Origin of the sequence: Lactobacillus sp. M0393 (genome assembly GCF_016102025.1) — a bacterium.
Classification (GTDB): domain Bacteria; phylum Bacillota; class Bacilli; order Lactobacillales; family Lactobacillaceae; genus Lactobacillus; species Lactobacillus melliventris.
Genome location: NZ_JACFPK010000001.1, coordinates 214,096 through 229,574 on the forward strand (window position 1 = coordinate 214,096; position 15,479 = coordinate 229,574).

Annotated in this window: 17 protein-coding genes; 12 read left to right on the plus strand and 5 right to left on the minus strand. The window is 34.3% G+C overall.

Going from position 1 to position 15,479, the window contains the following annotated elements; all coding sequences use genetic code 11:
- The first annotated feature begins 11 nt into the window (after positions 1–11).
- The 9 genes from H3R29_RS01075 (at position 12) to H3R29_RS01115 (ending at position 8,873) form a co-directional block, all read left to right on the plus strand.
- Entirely contained in the window at positions 12–1,088 is a 1,077-nt protein-coding gene (locus H3R29_RS01075; RefSeq protein WP_046324274.1) for an SIS domain-containing protein, read from the plus strand.
- Between the two features lie 190 nt (positions 1,089–1,278).
- The gene (locus tag H3R29_RS01080; RefSeq protein ID WP_198202315.1) at positions 1,279–3,321 is read left to right on the plus strand and encodes a PTS sugar transporter subunit IIA; all 2,043 of its coding nucleotides are present in this window, start codon (positions 1,279–1,281) and stop codon (positions 3,319–3,321) included.
- A 2-nt stretch (positions 3,322–3,323) separates the two neighbouring features.
- Positions 3,324–3,941 (plus strand): bifunctional 4-hydroxy-2-oxoglutarate aldolase/2-dehydro-3-deoxy-phosphogluconate aldolase, encoded by a 618-nt coding sequence (locus tag H3R29_RS01085; protein ID WP_198202316.1) that lies wholly within the window; start codon positions 3,324–3,326, stop codon positions 3,939–3,941.
- Between the two features lie 14 nt (positions 3,942–3,955).
- On the plus strand, positions 3,956–4,429 hold the full coding sequence (locus H3R29_RS01090) for a PTS sugar transporter subunit IIA (RefSeq protein ID WP_046324276.1): 474 nt from the start codon (positions 3,956–3,958) through the stop codon (positions 4,427–4,429).
- Complete coding sequence (locus H3R29_RS01095; RefSeq protein WP_122025634.1) at positions 4,422–4,715, plus strand: PTS sugar transporter subunit IIB; 294 nt, start codon at positions 4,422–4,424, stop codon at positions 4,713–4,715. Before H3R29_RS01090 ends, H3R29_RS01095 begins: the two co-directional genes overlap by 8 nt.
- A gap of 10 nt (positions 4,716–4,725) precedes the next feature.
- Positions 4,726–6,123 carry a PTS galactitol transporter subunit IIC gene (locus H3R29_RS01100; protein ID WP_174794887.1) on the plus strand — a complete coding sequence of 466 codons (1,398 nt, stop codon included), beginning with the start codon at positions 4,726–4,728 and terminating at the stop codon, positions 6,121–6,123.
- 24 nt (positions 6,124–6,147) lie between these two features.
- Positions 6,148–7,293: a galactonate dehydratase gene (gene dgoD / locus H3R29_RS01105; protein WP_198202317.1), complete on the plus strand. Its 1,146-nt coding sequence runs from the start codon at positions 6,148–6,150 to the stop codon at positions 7,291–7,293.
- Positions 7,294–7,298: 5 nt separating this feature from the next.
- Positions 7,299–7,757 carry a hypothetical protein gene (locus H3R29_RS01110; protein WP_198202318.1) on the plus strand — a complete coding sequence of 153 codons (459 nt, stop codon included), beginning with the start codon at positions 7,299–7,301 and terminating at the stop codon, positions 7,755–7,757.
- 96 nt (positions 7,758–7,853) lie between these two features.
- A complete protein-coding gene (locus tag H3R29_RS01115) occupies positions 7,854–8,873 on the plus strand; it encodes an alpha/beta hydrolase (RefSeq protein ID WP_198214714.1) in 1,020 nt (339 codons plus the stop codon).
- 89 nt (positions 8,874–8,962) lie between these two features.
- On the opposite strand, the gene H3R29_RS01120 is transcribed toward H3R29_RS01115, so the two are convergent.
- Genes H3R29_RS01120 through H3R29_RS01140 form a run of 5 tightly spaced genes read right to left on the minus strand, consistent with a single transcriptional unit; the run spans position 8,963 to position 12,423 of the window.
- Positions 8,963–9,802 carry a PTS system mannose/fructose/sorbose family transporter subunit IID gene (locus H3R29_RS01120; protein ID WP_046324282.1) on the minus strand — a complete coding sequence of 280 codons (840 nt, stop codon included), beginning with the start codon at positions 9,800–9,802 and terminating at the stop codon, positions 8,963–8,965.
- Positions 9,799–10,617, minus strand: coding sequence for a PTS sugar transporter subunit IIC (locus tag H3R29_RS01125; RefSeq protein WP_052724616.1), 819 nt, complete (start codon positions 10,615–10,617; stop codon positions 9,799–9,801). The genes H3R29_RS01120 and H3R29_RS01125 overlap by 4 nt, the downstream gene beginning before the upstream one ends.
- Before the next feature lie 4 nt (positions 10,618–10,621).
- Positions 10,622–11,119, minus strand: a complete 498-nt coding sequence (locus H3R29_RS01130; protein WP_187156810.1) for a PTS sugar transporter subunit IIB — start codon at positions 11,117–11,119, stop codon at positions 10,622–10,624.
- Between the two features lie 17 nt (positions 11,120–11,136).
- Entirely contained in the window at positions 11,137–11,556 is a 420-nt protein-coding gene (locus tag H3R29_RS01135; protein ID WP_046324284.1) for a PTS sugar transporter subunit IIA, read from the minus strand.
- Positions 11,557–11,559: 3 nt separating this feature from the next.
- Positions 11,560–12,423: a class II fructose-bisphosphate aldolase gene (locus H3R29_RS01140; RefSeq protein ID WP_198202319.1), complete on the minus strand. Its 864-nt coding sequence runs from the start codon at positions 12,421–12,423 to the stop codon at positions 11,560–11,562.
- A gap of 156 nt (positions 12,424–12,579) precedes the next feature.
- On the opposite strand from H3R29_RS01140, the gene H3R29_RS01145 reads away from it, so the two are divergent.
- The 3 genes from H3R29_RS01145 to H3R29_RS01155 all read left to right on the plus strand — a co-directional run bounded on the left by H3R29_RS01145 (position 12,580) and on the right by H3R29_RS01155 (position 15,475).
- Positions 12,580–13,326: a DeoR/GlpR family DNA-binding transcription regulator gene (locus tag H3R29_RS01145; RefSeq protein ID WP_174794894.1), complete on the plus strand. Its 747-nt coding sequence runs from the start codon at positions 12,580–12,582 to the stop codon at positions 13,324–13,326.
- A gap of 257 nt (positions 13,327–13,583) precedes the next feature.
- Entirely contained in the window at positions 13,584–14,942 is a 1,359-nt protein-coding gene (locus H3R29_RS01150) for a DHA2 family efflux MFS transporter permease subunit (RefSeq protein ID WP_198202320.1), read from the plus strand.
- Positions 14,943–14,974: 32 nt separating this feature from the next.
- The gene (locus H3R29_RS01155) at positions 14,975–15,475 is read left to right on the plus strand and encodes a TetR/AcrR family transcriptional regulator (protein ID WP_198202321.1); all 501 of its coding nucleotides are present in this window, start codon (positions 14,975–14,977) and stop codon (positions 15,473–15,475) included.
- The last annotated feature ends 4 nt before the right edge of the window (positions 15,476–15,479 follow it).

The following is a 15,479-nucleotide window of genomic DNA, read 5'->3' on the forward strand; positions in this document are numbered from 1 at the left end:
TTGTAATTATTATGAAGAGTATGGAATATTACATTAAGTCTGAGGCCGATACGTATAGTAAAATCTTTAAAAACTATCAGGAATTATTGGGGCCGCTAGTTGAAAAATATAAGGCAAATCAAGCAAAATATAATTCAGTTGTTTTATTTGCGACCGGCTCCAGCTCTAATGCCGCCTATGGTGCTGTACCTTATATGACTGAAAGATTAGGTATTCCTGTTTATGTTGAGGAGCCTTCAATTGCTGCTAACTATCATAGTAAGTTTAGAGACGATATTCTTTATGTTGCAATTTCACAAGGTGGTCATAGTGCATCAACTATCAAAGTAGTTAAAGAATTAGTTGCCAAAAAAATTGATGTCTTTGTTTTGACCAGTGACCCGGATAGTCCAATTGCTCAAACGGATGCGCAAATAATTCTCATGGGTATGGGAATCGAAGAGATGCCATATGTAACGTTAGGATATAGTGTTACTATTTTATTATTGATTCTCTTTGCAGCAGAGTCTTCTTTTCAAACCGGTAAAATCGCGCAAACAGATTATGATAATGATAAAAACGAAATAGGTTTGATAATCAATAACTTGCCTGAAGTTGTTGCAGTTTCTGAAAAGTGGACTGATCAGTACTTAGCACAAAATTCTGATATTAAGAGAATATTTTTTATAGGTTATGGTGCGGCATATGGTGTAGCACGCGAAGGTGAAACCAAGGTAACAGAAACAGTGCACATAACGGCTCAAGGTAAAGAGCTCGAAGAATATATGCATGGTCCGTATATTGGACTTCACAGTTCAGATCATTTTGTCTTTATTGAGCCCCAAGGAAAATTGGAGCAAAGATCGCAAAAGTTGCAGAAGTTTTTACAGCTTCATTGTAAAAATCTAGCGCTTATAGCTAAAAAAGCTGTTTCTTCTGCAGATCTTAACGTGTTAAATTTAAACACAGATGTAAATGAGTTGCTCACAGCTTTATTTATGACTATTCCTGTTCACTTGCTGGCATATAAACTATCTAAATCCAAAAAAATTGATTTGGAGCATCCTACCTATCCTGAATTCGATGAAATTACTAAATCAAAAATATAAATAAAAATTTTTCATTTAGACCTGATCCCATATTTAATTAGGATTCAGGCCTTTTTGTTTTGGCTTTTTTATAGTTAGCAAAAATACTTTTGTCTAGGTAGGGACTGTAAGTATACATATCTTGTTATGAAAGCGAATTTGTTGGCCTAAAAATTACCCTAAAATAGAATCTGAAAGGGGGAGAATTGAAGTGAATGAGAGGATCCAAGAAATAATTTCCCTTTTATTAGAAAAACCAGATATTAAAGTAACGGAGATGATGGATAAATTAGCTTTAACAAGAAGACAAGTAAATTATACTATTGGTCTAATTAATGAGGATTTAAAGGCGCATGGGTTAAGTCCTATTAAAAGGCACAGCAATGGTACATTTACCTATACTGATAAATTGCAAGAATTACTCGTTGCAGACAAAAATTTAAATAATAATTTTCCCAATAAAAATCGAGCGGAAATGATACTGCTTTATCTAATTTGTAACGTTGACTATGTTTCGTTAGATGATCTGACCGCAATTGTTCATTATAGCAAAACGACAATTCTTCAGGATCTTAAGATTGCAGAGCAGATGGTCAATAAATGTCACCTCAATTTAAAATACAATCGCTCTAGAGGATACTTTTTGCAAGGTTCTGAAGAACAGATTTTAAGGTTGGCTACCAACATAATTTTGCAAAGTTCTGATAATTTAGCGGGAAATTTACTGGGAAAATTTGCTATTAATAAAGATATTGTAAAAATATCGTTAAATTTAATTACAAGATTTGAAGCTAAATTTCAAGTCTCATTTTCTGATAAATATTTCAATAATTTAAAACTTTTAGTACAAATTATTGTGTCTAGAGGATTAGTTTGCAAAAGTGATCTTAAAGTTGACGGGTTTATCGCAAAAACAAAAGAATATCAATATTTGAGGAAAATAACCGAGTTAAGCAATATTGGCGACTTTTACATAAAATGGATTGCCTTAGAAATTTTATCTTCTAACGTTTTCGATAAAAATAATTCAGAATATAGTCCAGATGAAATTGAACTATTTGGCTTTGTCCATCAGATTGTGGAGGGCTTTAAGTCAAGAACACTGGTTAATATCCAAGATCAATCACGATTTGAAAAAAGACTGTTAAATCATTTGAGACCGGCATGTTTTCGGGTTAAGTATCGCTTGCCAAGTATTGAAACATTGAACCTTGATAATGACAAGGATGAGCAACTTCTTGTAGATATTATAAAGGATTTAATTAAGCCCCTGGAGCAATGGATCGGAACTAAGTTTTCCGAAGACGAAGTTAAGCTGTTAACTTACTATTTTGGTTATTTGCTTTTCGATAATGCCAACTCTCAAAAAATCAGTAACGTCAAGTATAGTGCCATTGTGGTTTGTTCCAATGGAATAATAATGTCCAATATTTTGATCAAGATCTTAAAAAATATTTTTCCGGAAATAAGTTTTCTGGGCACTATGTCTTCAAGGGAATTTTTCGAATCAGATCAAGACTTTAATGTTGTTTTTTCAAATATGCCCTTAAAAACTAAATTACACAATTATATTGTAAAACCCAACATGACTTCTACTGAAAAAACTACTTTACGCTATCGGGTATTAAAGGATTTGGGATTAGAAAAGGTTGATTATCAATTAAATGCACTTTTAAATTTAATAGCAAAATATGCCAAAGTTGATAATGAAGCAAAATTACGTAATGAAATTATAAGTATTTTACTGTCAGATTATGAAAAAAATGATAGGAAGGGAGAAGATGCTGGGGAGCTACCGAATTTATTGAATTACATCAAAGAGAAATATATTAAGGTAATTAGTTCTAAAAAAACAGACTGGAAAGATGCTCTGTATCAAGCACTGGAACCTTTAATTGAGGACAATAAGGTAGAAGACCAGTACTATTTCGAACTGGTTGATCAAATATCTAATCGATATAACTATAGTTTTTTAGGTCAAGATATGGCTATACCGCATGCGGTTCCTGAAAAAGGAATAAAGGATGATGGCATTTCTCTATTAATTTCGCATTATCCCATTAAGTTACCGTATGGTAAGAAAGTTAGAATAATTGCTCCCATTGCTTTTTTTCATATGGATAGGTATCTAAATGCAATTAATCAGCTAGCAGATTTGTCTACAAATGATAGAGAAATTAATAAATTACTGAATACTAATACTTCTGAACAGGCGTTTACAATCCTTAAAGAATATGTAGAAAGAGGCGATTGAATGTGAAAGTAGAAAACTATCCTAAATATACTATTATTATGCGCAATTATTCTTCCATGCAGTCTGATGCAGTACTTCAAGCTCTAGAAGGTCTGGAAGATAAGTTTGCTGTTGAAGTAACGATGAATACTCATCAAGCCGTTGAAGAAATAAAAGAATTGAATTCAAAGTTTGGTAAAAAAATCTTAATTGGCGCTGGTACTGTCCTGACTTTTTCAGAGGAAATTGCTGCAATAGATGCAGGTGCAAAATTTATTTTAAGTGCCTGCCAATTTACTAAAGCAATGATTGAATATGCTAAAAAGCGCGAAGTAGTAACTATCCCAGGTGTTATGACGCCTACTGAAGTTTTTAGAATGGATAGTTACGGTGCTGATATCATTAAAGTTTTTCCTGCAGTTGATATAGGACCAAGATTTTTCAAGGATATACAAGCTCCTCTGGGTAAATTGCGCTTAATGGCGGTAGGTGGAGTTTCAGAAAAGAATATCCACGAATTTTTTGAAAATGAAGCTCAATATGTGGGTATTGGTTCTAACGCATTTAATAAAGAAGATTTAAAAAGTTTAAATATTGCCAATTTACATCAATCATTAGTAAATCTGGTAAAAAAATCATAAGTTGGAGAAGCGGATTGGAAAATATTATTTTAAATGAAGATTTAATTTATAGAAATATTGATTTTAAGACTAGTAGAGAAATTGAAACTTTTTTGGCCGATCAATTATATGAAAATGGGTATGTCAAAGAAGGTTATAAGAAGGCTTTACTAGAAAGAGAACAAAAATTTCCAACAGGATTGCCTTCTTCACAACCAGCTATTGCGATTCCGCATGCGAATGCTGACTTGGTTAATAAAACTACTTTAGCAATTGCAACACTGAAAGAGCCAGTGGAATTTAAAAATATGGGAAATACAAAGGAAGATATTCCTGTAAGAATAGTAATCATGTTGGTTATTGCAGAACCGCACAGCCAAGTGAAAATGTTGCAGAAGGTTGCGGATATTGTACAAAACGAAAAATTAAGAAAAGAGTTTTTGCAGGCTGAAACAAAGCAAAAATTATTAAAGCTTATTCAGTCAGCTATAGGAGATAAAAATGACTAAACATATATTGGTTGCATGTGGAAATGGCATTGCAACATCAACAGTAGTTGCCAGCAAAATAAAAAAATATTTATCTGAAAATGGTATTGATGTTCAAACAACGCAAACCAGGTTAACAGAGGTACCAAGTAAGGTTGCAAACTATGACCTTTTGGTAACAACTGGTCAATTCAGTGGGGATACACATGGCACCCCCTACATTCTAGGATTGTCCCTATTAACAGGAGTTGGCGCTGATAAAACTTTGAGTGAAATAAAAGATGCTTTAACAAAGCAAGAATCCTAGGAGGAAAATTATGTGGTCACAAATCGCCAATGGATTTATGGCGGGTTTCCAATTTATCATTAATTGCGGCCCAACCGTTATGCTTCCGATAATTATTACAATAGTAGGGTTAATATTTGGCTTGAAAATATCGGCAGCTTTTAAGTCAGGCCTTACGTTGGGAATAGGCTTTGCCGGCATCAAGCTGGTGCTAGACTTTATGACGACTAATATCGGCCCTGCAGCAAAAGCAATGGTGGAAAGGACGCATGTTCACCTGAATGCTTTAGATGTTGGCTGGGGATCAATTGCTGCTGTTACTTGGGCTTCACCTATTATTGCAATTTTAATTTTTGTGATTTTATTCATTAATATTATTTTGTTGATTTTAAAAGCTACACACACTTTAGACGTTGATATATGGAATTACCATCATATGGCTATAGTAGGTATCATGGTTTATTTTGTTACCAAAAGTGTTTTATTGGCTGTTGGTAGTGTTGCCGTCATGGCAATTGTTACATTTAAAATGTCTGATTGGTCACAACCGATGGTCCAAAAATTTTTCAATATTCCAGGTGTTTCATTACCAACTGTGTCGGCTCTATCATCACTTGTAATTGCCGTACCTTTAAACTGGCTTCTGGATAAGATTCCATTTTTTAGAAAATCAAAGTTTAGTATTAAAGATGCGCAAAAATATCTAGGATTTTTTGGTGATTCCATGATTATGGGTCTACTAATTGGTCTGGCTATCGGCATTTTTGCTGGATACGGTTTACAGCAGATTTTGCAATTAGGTGTTAGCATGTCTGCCGTATTGGTGCTGATCCCTAAGATGACCTCAATGTTCATGGAAGGGTTAATGCCTATTTCTGAATCAGCTCAAAAATGGTCACAAAAGAAATTTAAGGGTAGGAAACTCTTTATTGGTTTGGATGCAGCTGTTATTGTTGGTAATCCAGATGTAATTACAACTGCTTTAATTATTATTCCATTAACTATTGCTATGGCTGTTGTTTTGCCTGGTAACCGTGTTTTACCATTTGCTGATCTGGCAGTTGTTCCATTTAGGGTAGCCATGGTAGTGGCACTAACTAATGGTAATCTGCTTAAAAATATAGTTATTGGATTGGCTGTCACTGCTTCACTTCTATGGTGTGGTTCAGCAACTTCACCGGTTTTAACGGCTATTGCTAAATCAGTGGGGATCAAATTATCTACTGGCGGCAGTTTGTTAATTTCATCTTTTGCTGCCACTTCAATGATTCAAAGCTTTATAGTTTATTTTTGCTTTACTTGGCATCCTGAGTTTTGCGTTCCCATTTTATTAATTGTGATTGCACTGACTTGGTACTACTTTGATAAAGTTAAACACATCAACAAAGAAGCCGAAGCAGCAGAAAATGCTATGAAGACAAAAGATTAGCTTTAGATATGAGGATAAATTATTATGAAGATTTCTGATTTTATTATTTATAAAGTAAAGCCTAGATGGATTTTTATTAAGATTAATACTGATGAGGGTATTTCCGGCTGGGGAGAACTAGTTTCTGGCACTAAAACTGAAACTGTTGTGGCTGGCGTAAAAGAAATGTGCAGCAAGTTAATTGGCAAAAATCCTTTTGAAATTGAAAGAATATGGCAACGACTTCATCGTTCATTCTTTCGCGGTGGTCCAATTAATGGCACTGCAATTTCAGGTATAGAAATGGCTTTGTGGGATATTAAAGGCAAGGCTTTAAATTTACCTGTTTACGAACTTTTGGGCGGAGCCGTGAGGGATAAAATTAAAGTCTATTCTTGGATTGGCGGAGATCGTCCATCTGATGTGGTAGCAATGGCTCAAAAGCGCTGGGATAAAGGCTTCAGAGCGGTGAAAATGAATGCCACTTCTGAAATGCATTACATTGATTCACTGGAAAAGGTAGACGCTGCTGTTGAAAGGGTTGCTTCTATTCGAGAAAAGTTTGGCAATGCCATGTCTATTGGAATTGACTTTCATGGTCGCGTGCACAAACCAATGGCAAAAGTTTTGGCTAAGGCTTTGGAAGAATATCATCCAATGTTTATTGAAGAGCCAGTTTTGCCCGAAAACGAAGAGTATTTTGCTCAAATTGCAAATGAAGTCTCGACTCCAATTGCAACAGGAGAAAGGCTATATACCAGATGGGGATTTAAAAATATTTTCAAACAAGGTGCAGTTGATATAGTTCAGCCAGATATTTCACTTTGTGGTGGTTTACTGGAAGAGCGTAAAATAGCTGCAATGGCAGAAGCATGTGATATGGCCGTTGCGCCTCATGCTCCGTATGGTCCTGTAGCGTTAGCTGCCACTTTCCAAGTTGACGCTTGCACGCCAAACGTGTTTATTCAGGAGCAGAGTTTAGGAATTCACTATAATCAAGGATTTGACTTGCTTGATTTCGTAAAGAATAAAGAAATTTTTCAGTATAAAGACAGTTTCGTTGATATTCCTAAAGGACCAGGTCTTGGAATTGAAATGGATGAAGATAAGATCAAAGAAGTAGCTCAAGAAGGACTAGTGTGGAATAATCCATCTTGGGTTAATTATGATGGTACTATTGCTGAATGGTAAGATAAATGGACGAAGCAGTGATAATACTAGGATTCGTTCTGATTATAATTGTTAACGGTCTTAAAAATGCAAAAAAAATTATTGTTAAAGCACGTACTAATTATGTAAGAATGACAATGGCAGTGATTGTCTCAGTCATGATAGTTATCTTGTTTTGGTCACAGGCAAAATATGCCAAGTTAGAACTGATTTCAATAATCTTGCTAATATTATTTTGTGGCTTTGCTCCGGAAGGCTTAGGTAATAATCAGGTTTTTATGATTGGCAGCCTAAACAGTAATTTAGCTAAATATCAAAAAATAGAACTTGAGCCTGAAGATAAGAATGATAATTTTACTAGAATTCACTTTTATATCAGAAAAAATAATTCAACTTGCCTAGTTATTAAAGGCAGTGTTGAAACCACCAAGAAATACTTTCTCACAAAAACAAATTGCTCAGATAAAGTTCAAGTTAAAAGCTAATCATTACATTTATCTATATGAAGTATTCCTATTAAATGTTAGTATATTATTAAAGTAGAGAAATGCAATTTGGTTTAAAATCTTGGAGGGATAATCATGATTATCAGAAACACGGCTTACGGAGAAGAATGGGGCTTACTGGACCCAAAAGTTTTAGAAAGAACTAAAAATAAACCAGCTCTTTCTGACAAAAAAGCCATGGCTTCTATTGATTTAAGCACTATCAACTTCCAAAATGTAAGAGATGGCATGGGTTCACCCAATAAAGATTTGACCAACTCACAAATTAGTGAAAAAAGCATTTTGATTCAATGTCAAAACAGGTATATACCTGCTATAGTTTGCAGACCTGCCGGTGAGCAGCCAACACTTAATGCCTGCTTATATCTGCATGGTGGCGGATTTATTGGAGGCAATAGTTCCACATTACTAAATCAGTGCCGGTTAATTGCGGAGCAAGCCAATTGCACTGTTATTTCTCTTGATTATCGTTTGGCTCCTGAATCTCCCTTTCCAGGTGCATTGCATGATTCTCGTGAAGCAGTGGAGTGGATTGTTAGCCATCGAGAATATTTAGGTTTTGACAATTCACAAATCTTTGTTGCTGGTGACAGTGCTGGAGGCAACTTAGCCGTTGGATGTGGTCTGCTTGATAAAAAGCATTATATAAAGCAAATAATTTCAATTTATGGTGCGCTTGACTTACAGAAAATTTCTCAAACGCTTTACCATTGGGATTATTCGTTATACGAAATGAATAAAAAACATAAAAATTTTATTCATACCAGATTGAACAAAATAATGTATATTACCAACTTAATGAGGCCTCTTTATATTGAGAATGGTTTAGTTACAGACCCACTAGTTAGTCCAGTATATACACAAGATTTTAAAAACCTGCCAAGTATCACTTTAATAGAAGCAGAGTTTGATTACTTTTTACCAAGTAATAAATATTTTGCCAGATTATTACAAAAGTATGGCAAAGAATATCAAGAAATTTTGTATAAAGGGCTTGATCATGGCTTTTTTGACCGTTTAGGTTATTTAGAGCAAACTAAAGAAGCCTGTTTGGACATTGCTCGGATTATTAAAGATAAAGGCGCAAAAATATAAAATATAATTTAACGTGATAAGATTAAAAATGGCAAGATTTTCAATTTAGAAAGTCTTGCCATTATTTAATTTAAATTCAGTTACTTTGCTTAGGCTATGCCTAATGCACTTAATAAAATGCAGAAAACAATTAGGCCCAAGATAACAATCGTGAAATTAATGTGTTTCTTTGCTATTAACCAGTAGCAGCCTAGAGTTATTAGCAATGGTACTAGTCCCTTAAGAAGAGAATCCAAAATATTTTGGACGTTGATCACTTGACCGCCACCAACATGAAATACTAATTTTGTCTTGAATTGAACGAGACTGCTTGTCATCCCTCCAAGCATTATTAGCCCTAGCGTTCTAGCAGCCTTTGTGAAAATTGTTAATAAACCAGATGAATACATTTCAGTGATATATTCAGAGCCTACTGAGAATCCTAGTTTGGTCATTTCCCAGCGACACCACTGTGCAGGGATATTGTAGATCAATAAAAAGACGAAAGGAGCTAAAATGTTGCCTTGCATTCCAAACGTCATTGCGACTCCAGCGGCAATAACCCTTAAAATACCCCAAAATAAAGTGTCTCCAATACCGGACATTGGTCCCATTAAACTAGCCTTGACGGCACTGATTGAAGAAACATCATAATCTTTATGCTGGGAGGCTTGTTTTTCCATTGAGGCAACTAAACCCTGGCAAAAAGTTCCCACATATTGAGTGATATTATAAAAAACAATATGTCTTTTTAGTGCCTGCCGTTTTTCTTCAGAGCCATTTTTATAGTAATGATCAATAAATGGTAATAGTGAATACTCAAATCCTGAGCCATACTCGTTGGCATATTGTAAAGGTGCACCGATTGTTAAAGACCTAAGATAAAGTTTACGGAGTAATTTTTTATCAGTAGGTGAAATTTTATTATTAGTTGCAGATTCTTGTGTCATGATAGAAAGTCCTCTTCTTCTTGCTGACTGGCTGATTTATTACTGTTTGTGGCAGTTTTGCTGTGTTTAAGGTCAAAAATATCTTTATCATAAAATGCAAAGACTACTGCAAATACCAAGCCAATGATTCCGACAACCAGCAATGGTAATTTTACATATTCAACTAAAATAAAGCCAAGAAAATACCAAACTGCAAGTTTCTTTTCCCAAACCATGCTGAGAAGCATTGCGAAACCGGCAGCTGGAAGTAAACCACCTGTCAGACCTAAGCCGTTTTCTACGAAAGAAGGCAGGGATTTAATAAATGCTGCAACAGGTTTAACACCAATCACAACGGTAATAAATACAGCTACAAAGAAAACTAATGATCTGGCAAACCAAACACCATAATGAAGCCAGACTAATTTCTTTTCGTTAGCTTTGTCTGCTGCGTCAGTCCAGGAATCTTGAAACAGTGAAAACAAAACATAGGTTCCAACTTCAAGCAAGCCACCTAATAGTCCCATTGGAATTGCTAAAGCTACAGCAGCTTTTGTGTCACCGCCACCGATTATGGCATAAGCAACAGCCAGTACAGTTGCTACTGAAGGGTTTAAGGATACAGCACCGCCTACATTTACAGCACCTATAAAAGTTGCTTCCAGCATGGCGCCTAAGATAATTCCGGTTTGTAAATCTCCTAAGAGCAAGCCGACTAATGGTCCCACAACAATAGGCTGGTCTGCCATATTTTGTCCTAATAGCCAGTCACCACCGTAGCAAATAAATTCGGCTAAGCCACATAAAAATGCGGCTAAAATTATATTATTCGACATCTCATTACTCCTTTAATAAATTAGAGAACTTTTCTGCCTTATCTGTAGGTATAACTTGGTGTACGACATTGGCTCCAGAATTTAACAGCTTTTTAGCTGCGTCTTTATCAGCTGTGGTTAATAAAATCGAACCATTTATTTCTGTTTTGAGATTTTTGTCGACACCATCAAAGCGGCCAACATTTGCAATATTAATTCTTTCAATTTGTTGACCATTTAGTCCCGAATAGATTCTTTCCGCGTCTTTTACCTGGTTGACAACAACAAACATTGGAATACTTTGAGCTTTAGGATTTTGAAAAAGCCTTATTGCTCCATCTACGTCTCTTACTAGAACTTTAGCTGTACCTTGAACAGACATTTTTAATGCACTTTGCTGCATATCATTTTTACTTGCTGCATCGTTAGCTACAACTATGTGGGAAGTTCCTAAGTGCCCGGGCCAGGTTAATGCTACTTGGCCATGAATTAAGCGATCATCAACTCTCAATTCTTTAATCATAATTCAATACTTCCTTATCAACTTAAAAAGTCACTATCAGTTTCATTACTGTCCGATTTGATTGGTTCAATAATTTGTAATTGTTTTCTTGCTTCTTCAACCAGATTCTTACATTTTTCCTTAGTTAAAGGTTGCGTTTCTAGTACTAGTGATAAAACTAACGGCAGATTAACTCCCGTAATCAAGATAAAGTGATATTTTGCCAGCATTAAAGTCATTTTTTGATTAACGCTTCCGCCATAAATATCAGTTAACACAATCAGCTCCTTGTCTTTATCTTGGCTTGAGATAATTTCTTCTGCTTCCTTAGTCCAATCGCTTTCATCAACGTATGCATCAATAAATTTAACGTTAGTAGTTAAGCCGCTAAGAAATTTGGTGCTATTATAAAAACCTTCAGCCAGAGTACTATGAGTAATAATTAGGAAATTATTCATTATTTATGCCTTGTTGGCTGAGCCAAAAACTTCAATTTTATTTTTGATGTCATCTTTTACCAACTCCATAATTTTTAGATCAGCATCATATAAGAAAACCTGCTGCTCTTTTTTACTATCAAGGTATTCTCTTAAACCGTTAGTGACATTAAATGACATAACTGAATAATAGTTAATTTTGCTTATGCCATTTTTAATTGAGTTGTGGTATTCTTCATCCGTTAATCCGGAACCCCCGTGAACAACTAATGGGACTGGCACTGCTTCAGCAATTTCATGCAGTCTATTAAAGTTTAATACAGGTTTTTCTCTGTATATTCCATGAACTGTACCATATGAAATTGCCATTGCATCAATTCCGGTCTCTTCATAAAATTGTTTAGCTTCACTTACAGTAGTGTAGTTGTCCGTTAAGTTATTGTAGTCAGGCTTACCGTTGCCAGCATCTCTGGTCATTACGCCAACTTCACCTTCTACACTTGCTCCTAATGCGTGAGCAAAATCAACAATTTCTTTTGTCTTACTAATGTTTTCTACAAGAGGCTTTTGGGAAAAGTCGAGCATCACAGAACTGAATCCCATTCTCAGTGCCTTAATGCAAGTTTCCATGTCTGTACCATGGTCAAGGTGAACTACAACTGGAACGCTGGTATTTTCTGCTAAATCCAATGCCAATTTACCACCTTCTCTTAGTGGCAAATAAGGAAAATGTGATTCAGCTATTTGCAACACAACTGGGGATTTTTCTTCCTCAGCAGCTGCAACAATTCCTCGTGCAGTGTTCATATCTGCGTAGTTAAAAGCGCCTATTGCATACCCCTCTTTTTTGGCTTTTGGTAAAATATCATTTAAAGTTACTAATGTCATTTTTTTAACCTCCATTTTGTATTCGCTTACAAAACTAATATTAAAGTATTTGTTTGCTTTTTCAATAGATGGTAGCTTTATTGGAAAAACGTCAAAATTTGGTGATTATTTTCCAAGTTTTGACACTTTTTAATCATTTTGTTATGGAGGTTAAAGATGAAAGATAGACAGAAATTATTATTAACTACTTTAAAAGACAGAAATTTTTTAACAATTAATGACCTGGCAAAAGTAATGCATTATAGTGCCAGTACTATTAGACGAGACTTGAAAGAACTCGAAAATAATGGCCTTGTGCAACGAATTCATGGTGGAGCGCTGGTTTTAAAACCGAATGAGATTGAAACTCCAACAACAATCAAGCAACATCTTAATTTAAACGAGAAAAAATATATCGCTGCATTAGCTTCTGGCTATGTTGAAAATAGACAAAGCATCTTTTTAGACAGTAGCAGTACAGCCAACGTATTAGCCAAAAGTCTTGATGCTTTTAACGACTTAAACATTGCAACTACTAATTTAGAAACGGCAATCTATTTAAATTTGCATACGCAAAATAAGATTAATGTAATTGGGGGAAGTATGATTGATACATATTCTAGTAGTATGGTTACTGCCAGAAATTTACGTAATTATGTTTTTGACATTTCTTTTATGTCATGTAGAGGATTTAGTCTGGAGTACGGTGTTACTGATAAGGTTGAATCCGAGTCTAGCCTAAAGCATACTTTAATTGAATGCAGCAAAAAGTTAGTTTTATTGATTGATAGTAATAAAATGGGTCTGATTTTTCCTTATAAAGATTGTGAATTAAGTCAGATTTCTGCAGTTGTAACAGATAAAAAGCCCGCTAAAAAGTACAGTAAGTTATTTGAAAAGAATAATGTTGAAGTAGTTTACTAATCTAAAATATCAATTTGTAATACTTGATTCAGAAGATATTAGCAAAAAGGCCTGCTGGTGATTTTTAATCATTAGCAGGCTGTTTTGTTTTTACAATGGACTGTCAGATTTTTCTTAAATGGATAATAGGATACCCATTTCAATTTTTAATTGATTTACTGTTTATACTTTCCCAACATTTCAATATAAATTGTTGGTTGTTTATCTTTTCTACATCAATATAATTAAAACAACTTAAATTGAAAGAAGAGAAATTCATGAGTGGAAAAAAAGCTAATTTGATTTTTGGAACTCTTTTGACTGGAACAATTGTCACATCGTTTCTTCAAACTTCATTAACAACGGCCTTACCACAAATTATGCATGAGTTATCATTGACCGCACTAACTGCCCAGTGGTTAACCAGTGCTTTTAGTTTAGCTATGGCAGTTATGATTCCAATATCAGCATATTTGATTAAACGCTTTACTACTAGGCAAATATTTTTATCGTCAATGCTATTATTTACATTCGGCACATTGCTTTGTTGTGGGGGAAGCAATTTTCCAATTATACTAATAGGTCGTATATTTCAAGCCTTTGGTAGCGGCATTATTTTACCATTAACTCAAGTAGTAATTATGATTCTTTATCCGGTTAACAAACAGGGAAAGGTCATGGGGATATTGGGATTGGCATCAGGAGCAGCACCTGTGATAGCACCAACTTTAACAGGCTTCCTTATTGAAATATGGGGTTGGCGTAGTGTTTTCTTTATTTCAGCAGCTATATCACTTTTTATTATAATTTTAGCAATCTTTAGCGTTGAAAATGTTTCACCAGTTGCAAAAAATCATCTAGATTACTTTTCTCTATTATTAAGTACTGGTGGCTTGAGCAGTATGTTGATAGGACTAAGCAATATTACTACTAGATTATTTACAAGCTTAATCTTGCTGGTTATTGGAACAGTATTAATAATTATTTTTTGTAAAAGACAGTTACAAGATGATGAACCATTACTAAATCTAAGAATTTTTAAGAATTCAAATTTTCGTTTGGCTGTATTAATCAGTATGCTTCTTTATGCAATAATGATGGGTAGTTCAACTATTTACCCTATTTTAATTCAAACTGTAATGAAAAAATCAGCCCTTATTTCGGCATTTATAATGTTGCCCGGATCGTTAGCTATGGCTATAATTAATCCTTTTACAGGGATGTTTTATGACAGATTTGGAATAACTAAATTGGCAATTTCAGGAAGCTTGTTATTAGTAATTAGTTGCTTGGGAGTAACATTTATCAATTCTCCAAAAGAAATAATTTTGTTAGGAGTTTTTTATTTTCTCCGTTTATTAGGGGTTGGCTGCTTGATGATGCCAATCGTAACTTGGGGAATGCAAAGTTTGCCTAAAAATGAAGCAGCAAATGGTACAGCTCTTCTAACTTGTTTAAGAACATTAAGCGGTGCTATAGGAACTTCTTTATTTATGGAAGCCATGACTAGCGCAACCCACTTTATTGATACCAAAGTGACGGCAAATTATATAGAAATTCAATTCACATTCGGTATAATGACATTTTTGGCTTTAGTTCAATTATTTATTAGCATATATAAATTCAAAAAGCTTTAACAAAAAGATTTTTATATGTCATAATCATTTCTATGAATAAAAAAAGAAATCGCACCGTATCACGTAAAAAAATTCAAAATGCCGTCGTAGAACTTTTAAAGAATAGTAACTTAGAAAATTTAAAAGTCACTGAAATTTGTCAAAAGGCACAAATTAACAGGTCAACTTTTTATGATAATTACACAGATATTTATGATATGGCAGACAAATTAAGAAAATATCTTGTTGATGAATACGCACTAACGCAAAATAATTCTAAAAAACCATGTTTTTCAAAATTATTACAACATGTTAAAGACAACCAAGATTTATATCGTTTATTTTTTAAACTAAACTTACAAGATGGTGTTGCTGAAAAGTTTATAGATAGTCATGAAGAAAAAAATCATTATGATGAAGTATTTTTTCGCAATGGTATAGCGGCTATAATTACAGAGTGGCTAAAAAATAATTGTTCAGAACCAATAGATAACGTTGTTAAAGTAATTGATTCACATCAAAATTGTTTGCAGAAGAATAGTAATAAATATTAAGATC

Excerpts from the sequence above, each read along its gene's own strand:
- H3R29_RS01075 (WP_046324274.1), top strand. The coding sequence starts at position 12 with ATGAAGAGTATGGAATATTACATTAAGTCTGAGGCCGATACGTATAGT.
- H3R29_RS01095 (WP_122025634.1), top strand. The coding sequence starts at position 4,422 with ATGACTAAACATATATTGGTTGCATGTGGAAATGGCATTGCAACATCA.
- H3R29_RS01100 (WP_174794887.1), top strand. The coding sequence starts at position 4,726 with ATGTGGTCACAAATCGCCAATGGATTTATGGCGGGTTTCCAATTTATC.
- dgoD (WP_198202317.1), top strand. The coding sequence starts at position 6,148 with ATGAAGATTTCTGATTTTATTATTTATAAAGTAAAGCCTAGATGGATT.
- H3R29_RS01110 (WP_198202318.1), top strand. The coding sequence starts at position 7,299 with ATGGACGAAGCAGTGATAATACTAGGATTCGTTCTGATTATAATTGTT.
- H3R29_RS01115 (WP_198214714.1), top strand. The coding sequence starts at position 7,854 with ATGATTATCAGAAACACGGCTTACGGAGAAGAATGGGGCTTACTGGAC.
- H3R29_RS01120 (WP_046324282.1), bottom strand. The coding sequence starts at position 9,802 with ATGACACAAGAATCTGCAACTAATAATAAAATTTCACCTACTGATAAA.
- H3R29_RS01125 (WP_052724616.1), bottom strand. The coding sequence starts at position 10,617 with ATGTCGAATAATATAATTTTAGCCGCATTTTTATGTGGCTTAGCCGAA.
- H3R29_RS01130 (WP_187156810.1), bottom strand. The coding sequence starts at position 11,119 with ATGATTAAAGAATTGAGAGTTGATGATCGCTTAATTCATGGCCAAGTA.
- H3R29_RS01135 (WP_046324284.1), bottom strand. The coding sequence starts at position 11,556 with ATGAATAATTTCCTAATTATTACTCATAGTACTCTGGCTGAAGGTTTT.
- H3R29_RS01140 (WP_198202319.1), bottom strand. The coding sequence starts at position 12,423 with ATGACATTAGTAACTTTAAATGATATTTTACCAAAAGCCAAAAAAGAG.
- H3R29_RS01145 (WP_174794894.1), top strand. The coding sequence starts at position 12,580 with ATGAAAGATAGACAGAAATTATTATTAACTACTTTAAAAGACAGAAAT.
- H3R29_RS01150 (WP_198202320.1), top strand. The coding sequence starts at position 13,584 with ATGAGTGGAAAAAAAGCTAATTTGATTTTTGGAACTCTTTTGACTGGA.
- H3R29_RS01155 (WP_198202321.1), top strand. The coding sequence starts at position 14,975 with ATGAATAAAAAAAGAAATCGCACCGTATCACGTAAAAAAATTCAAAAT.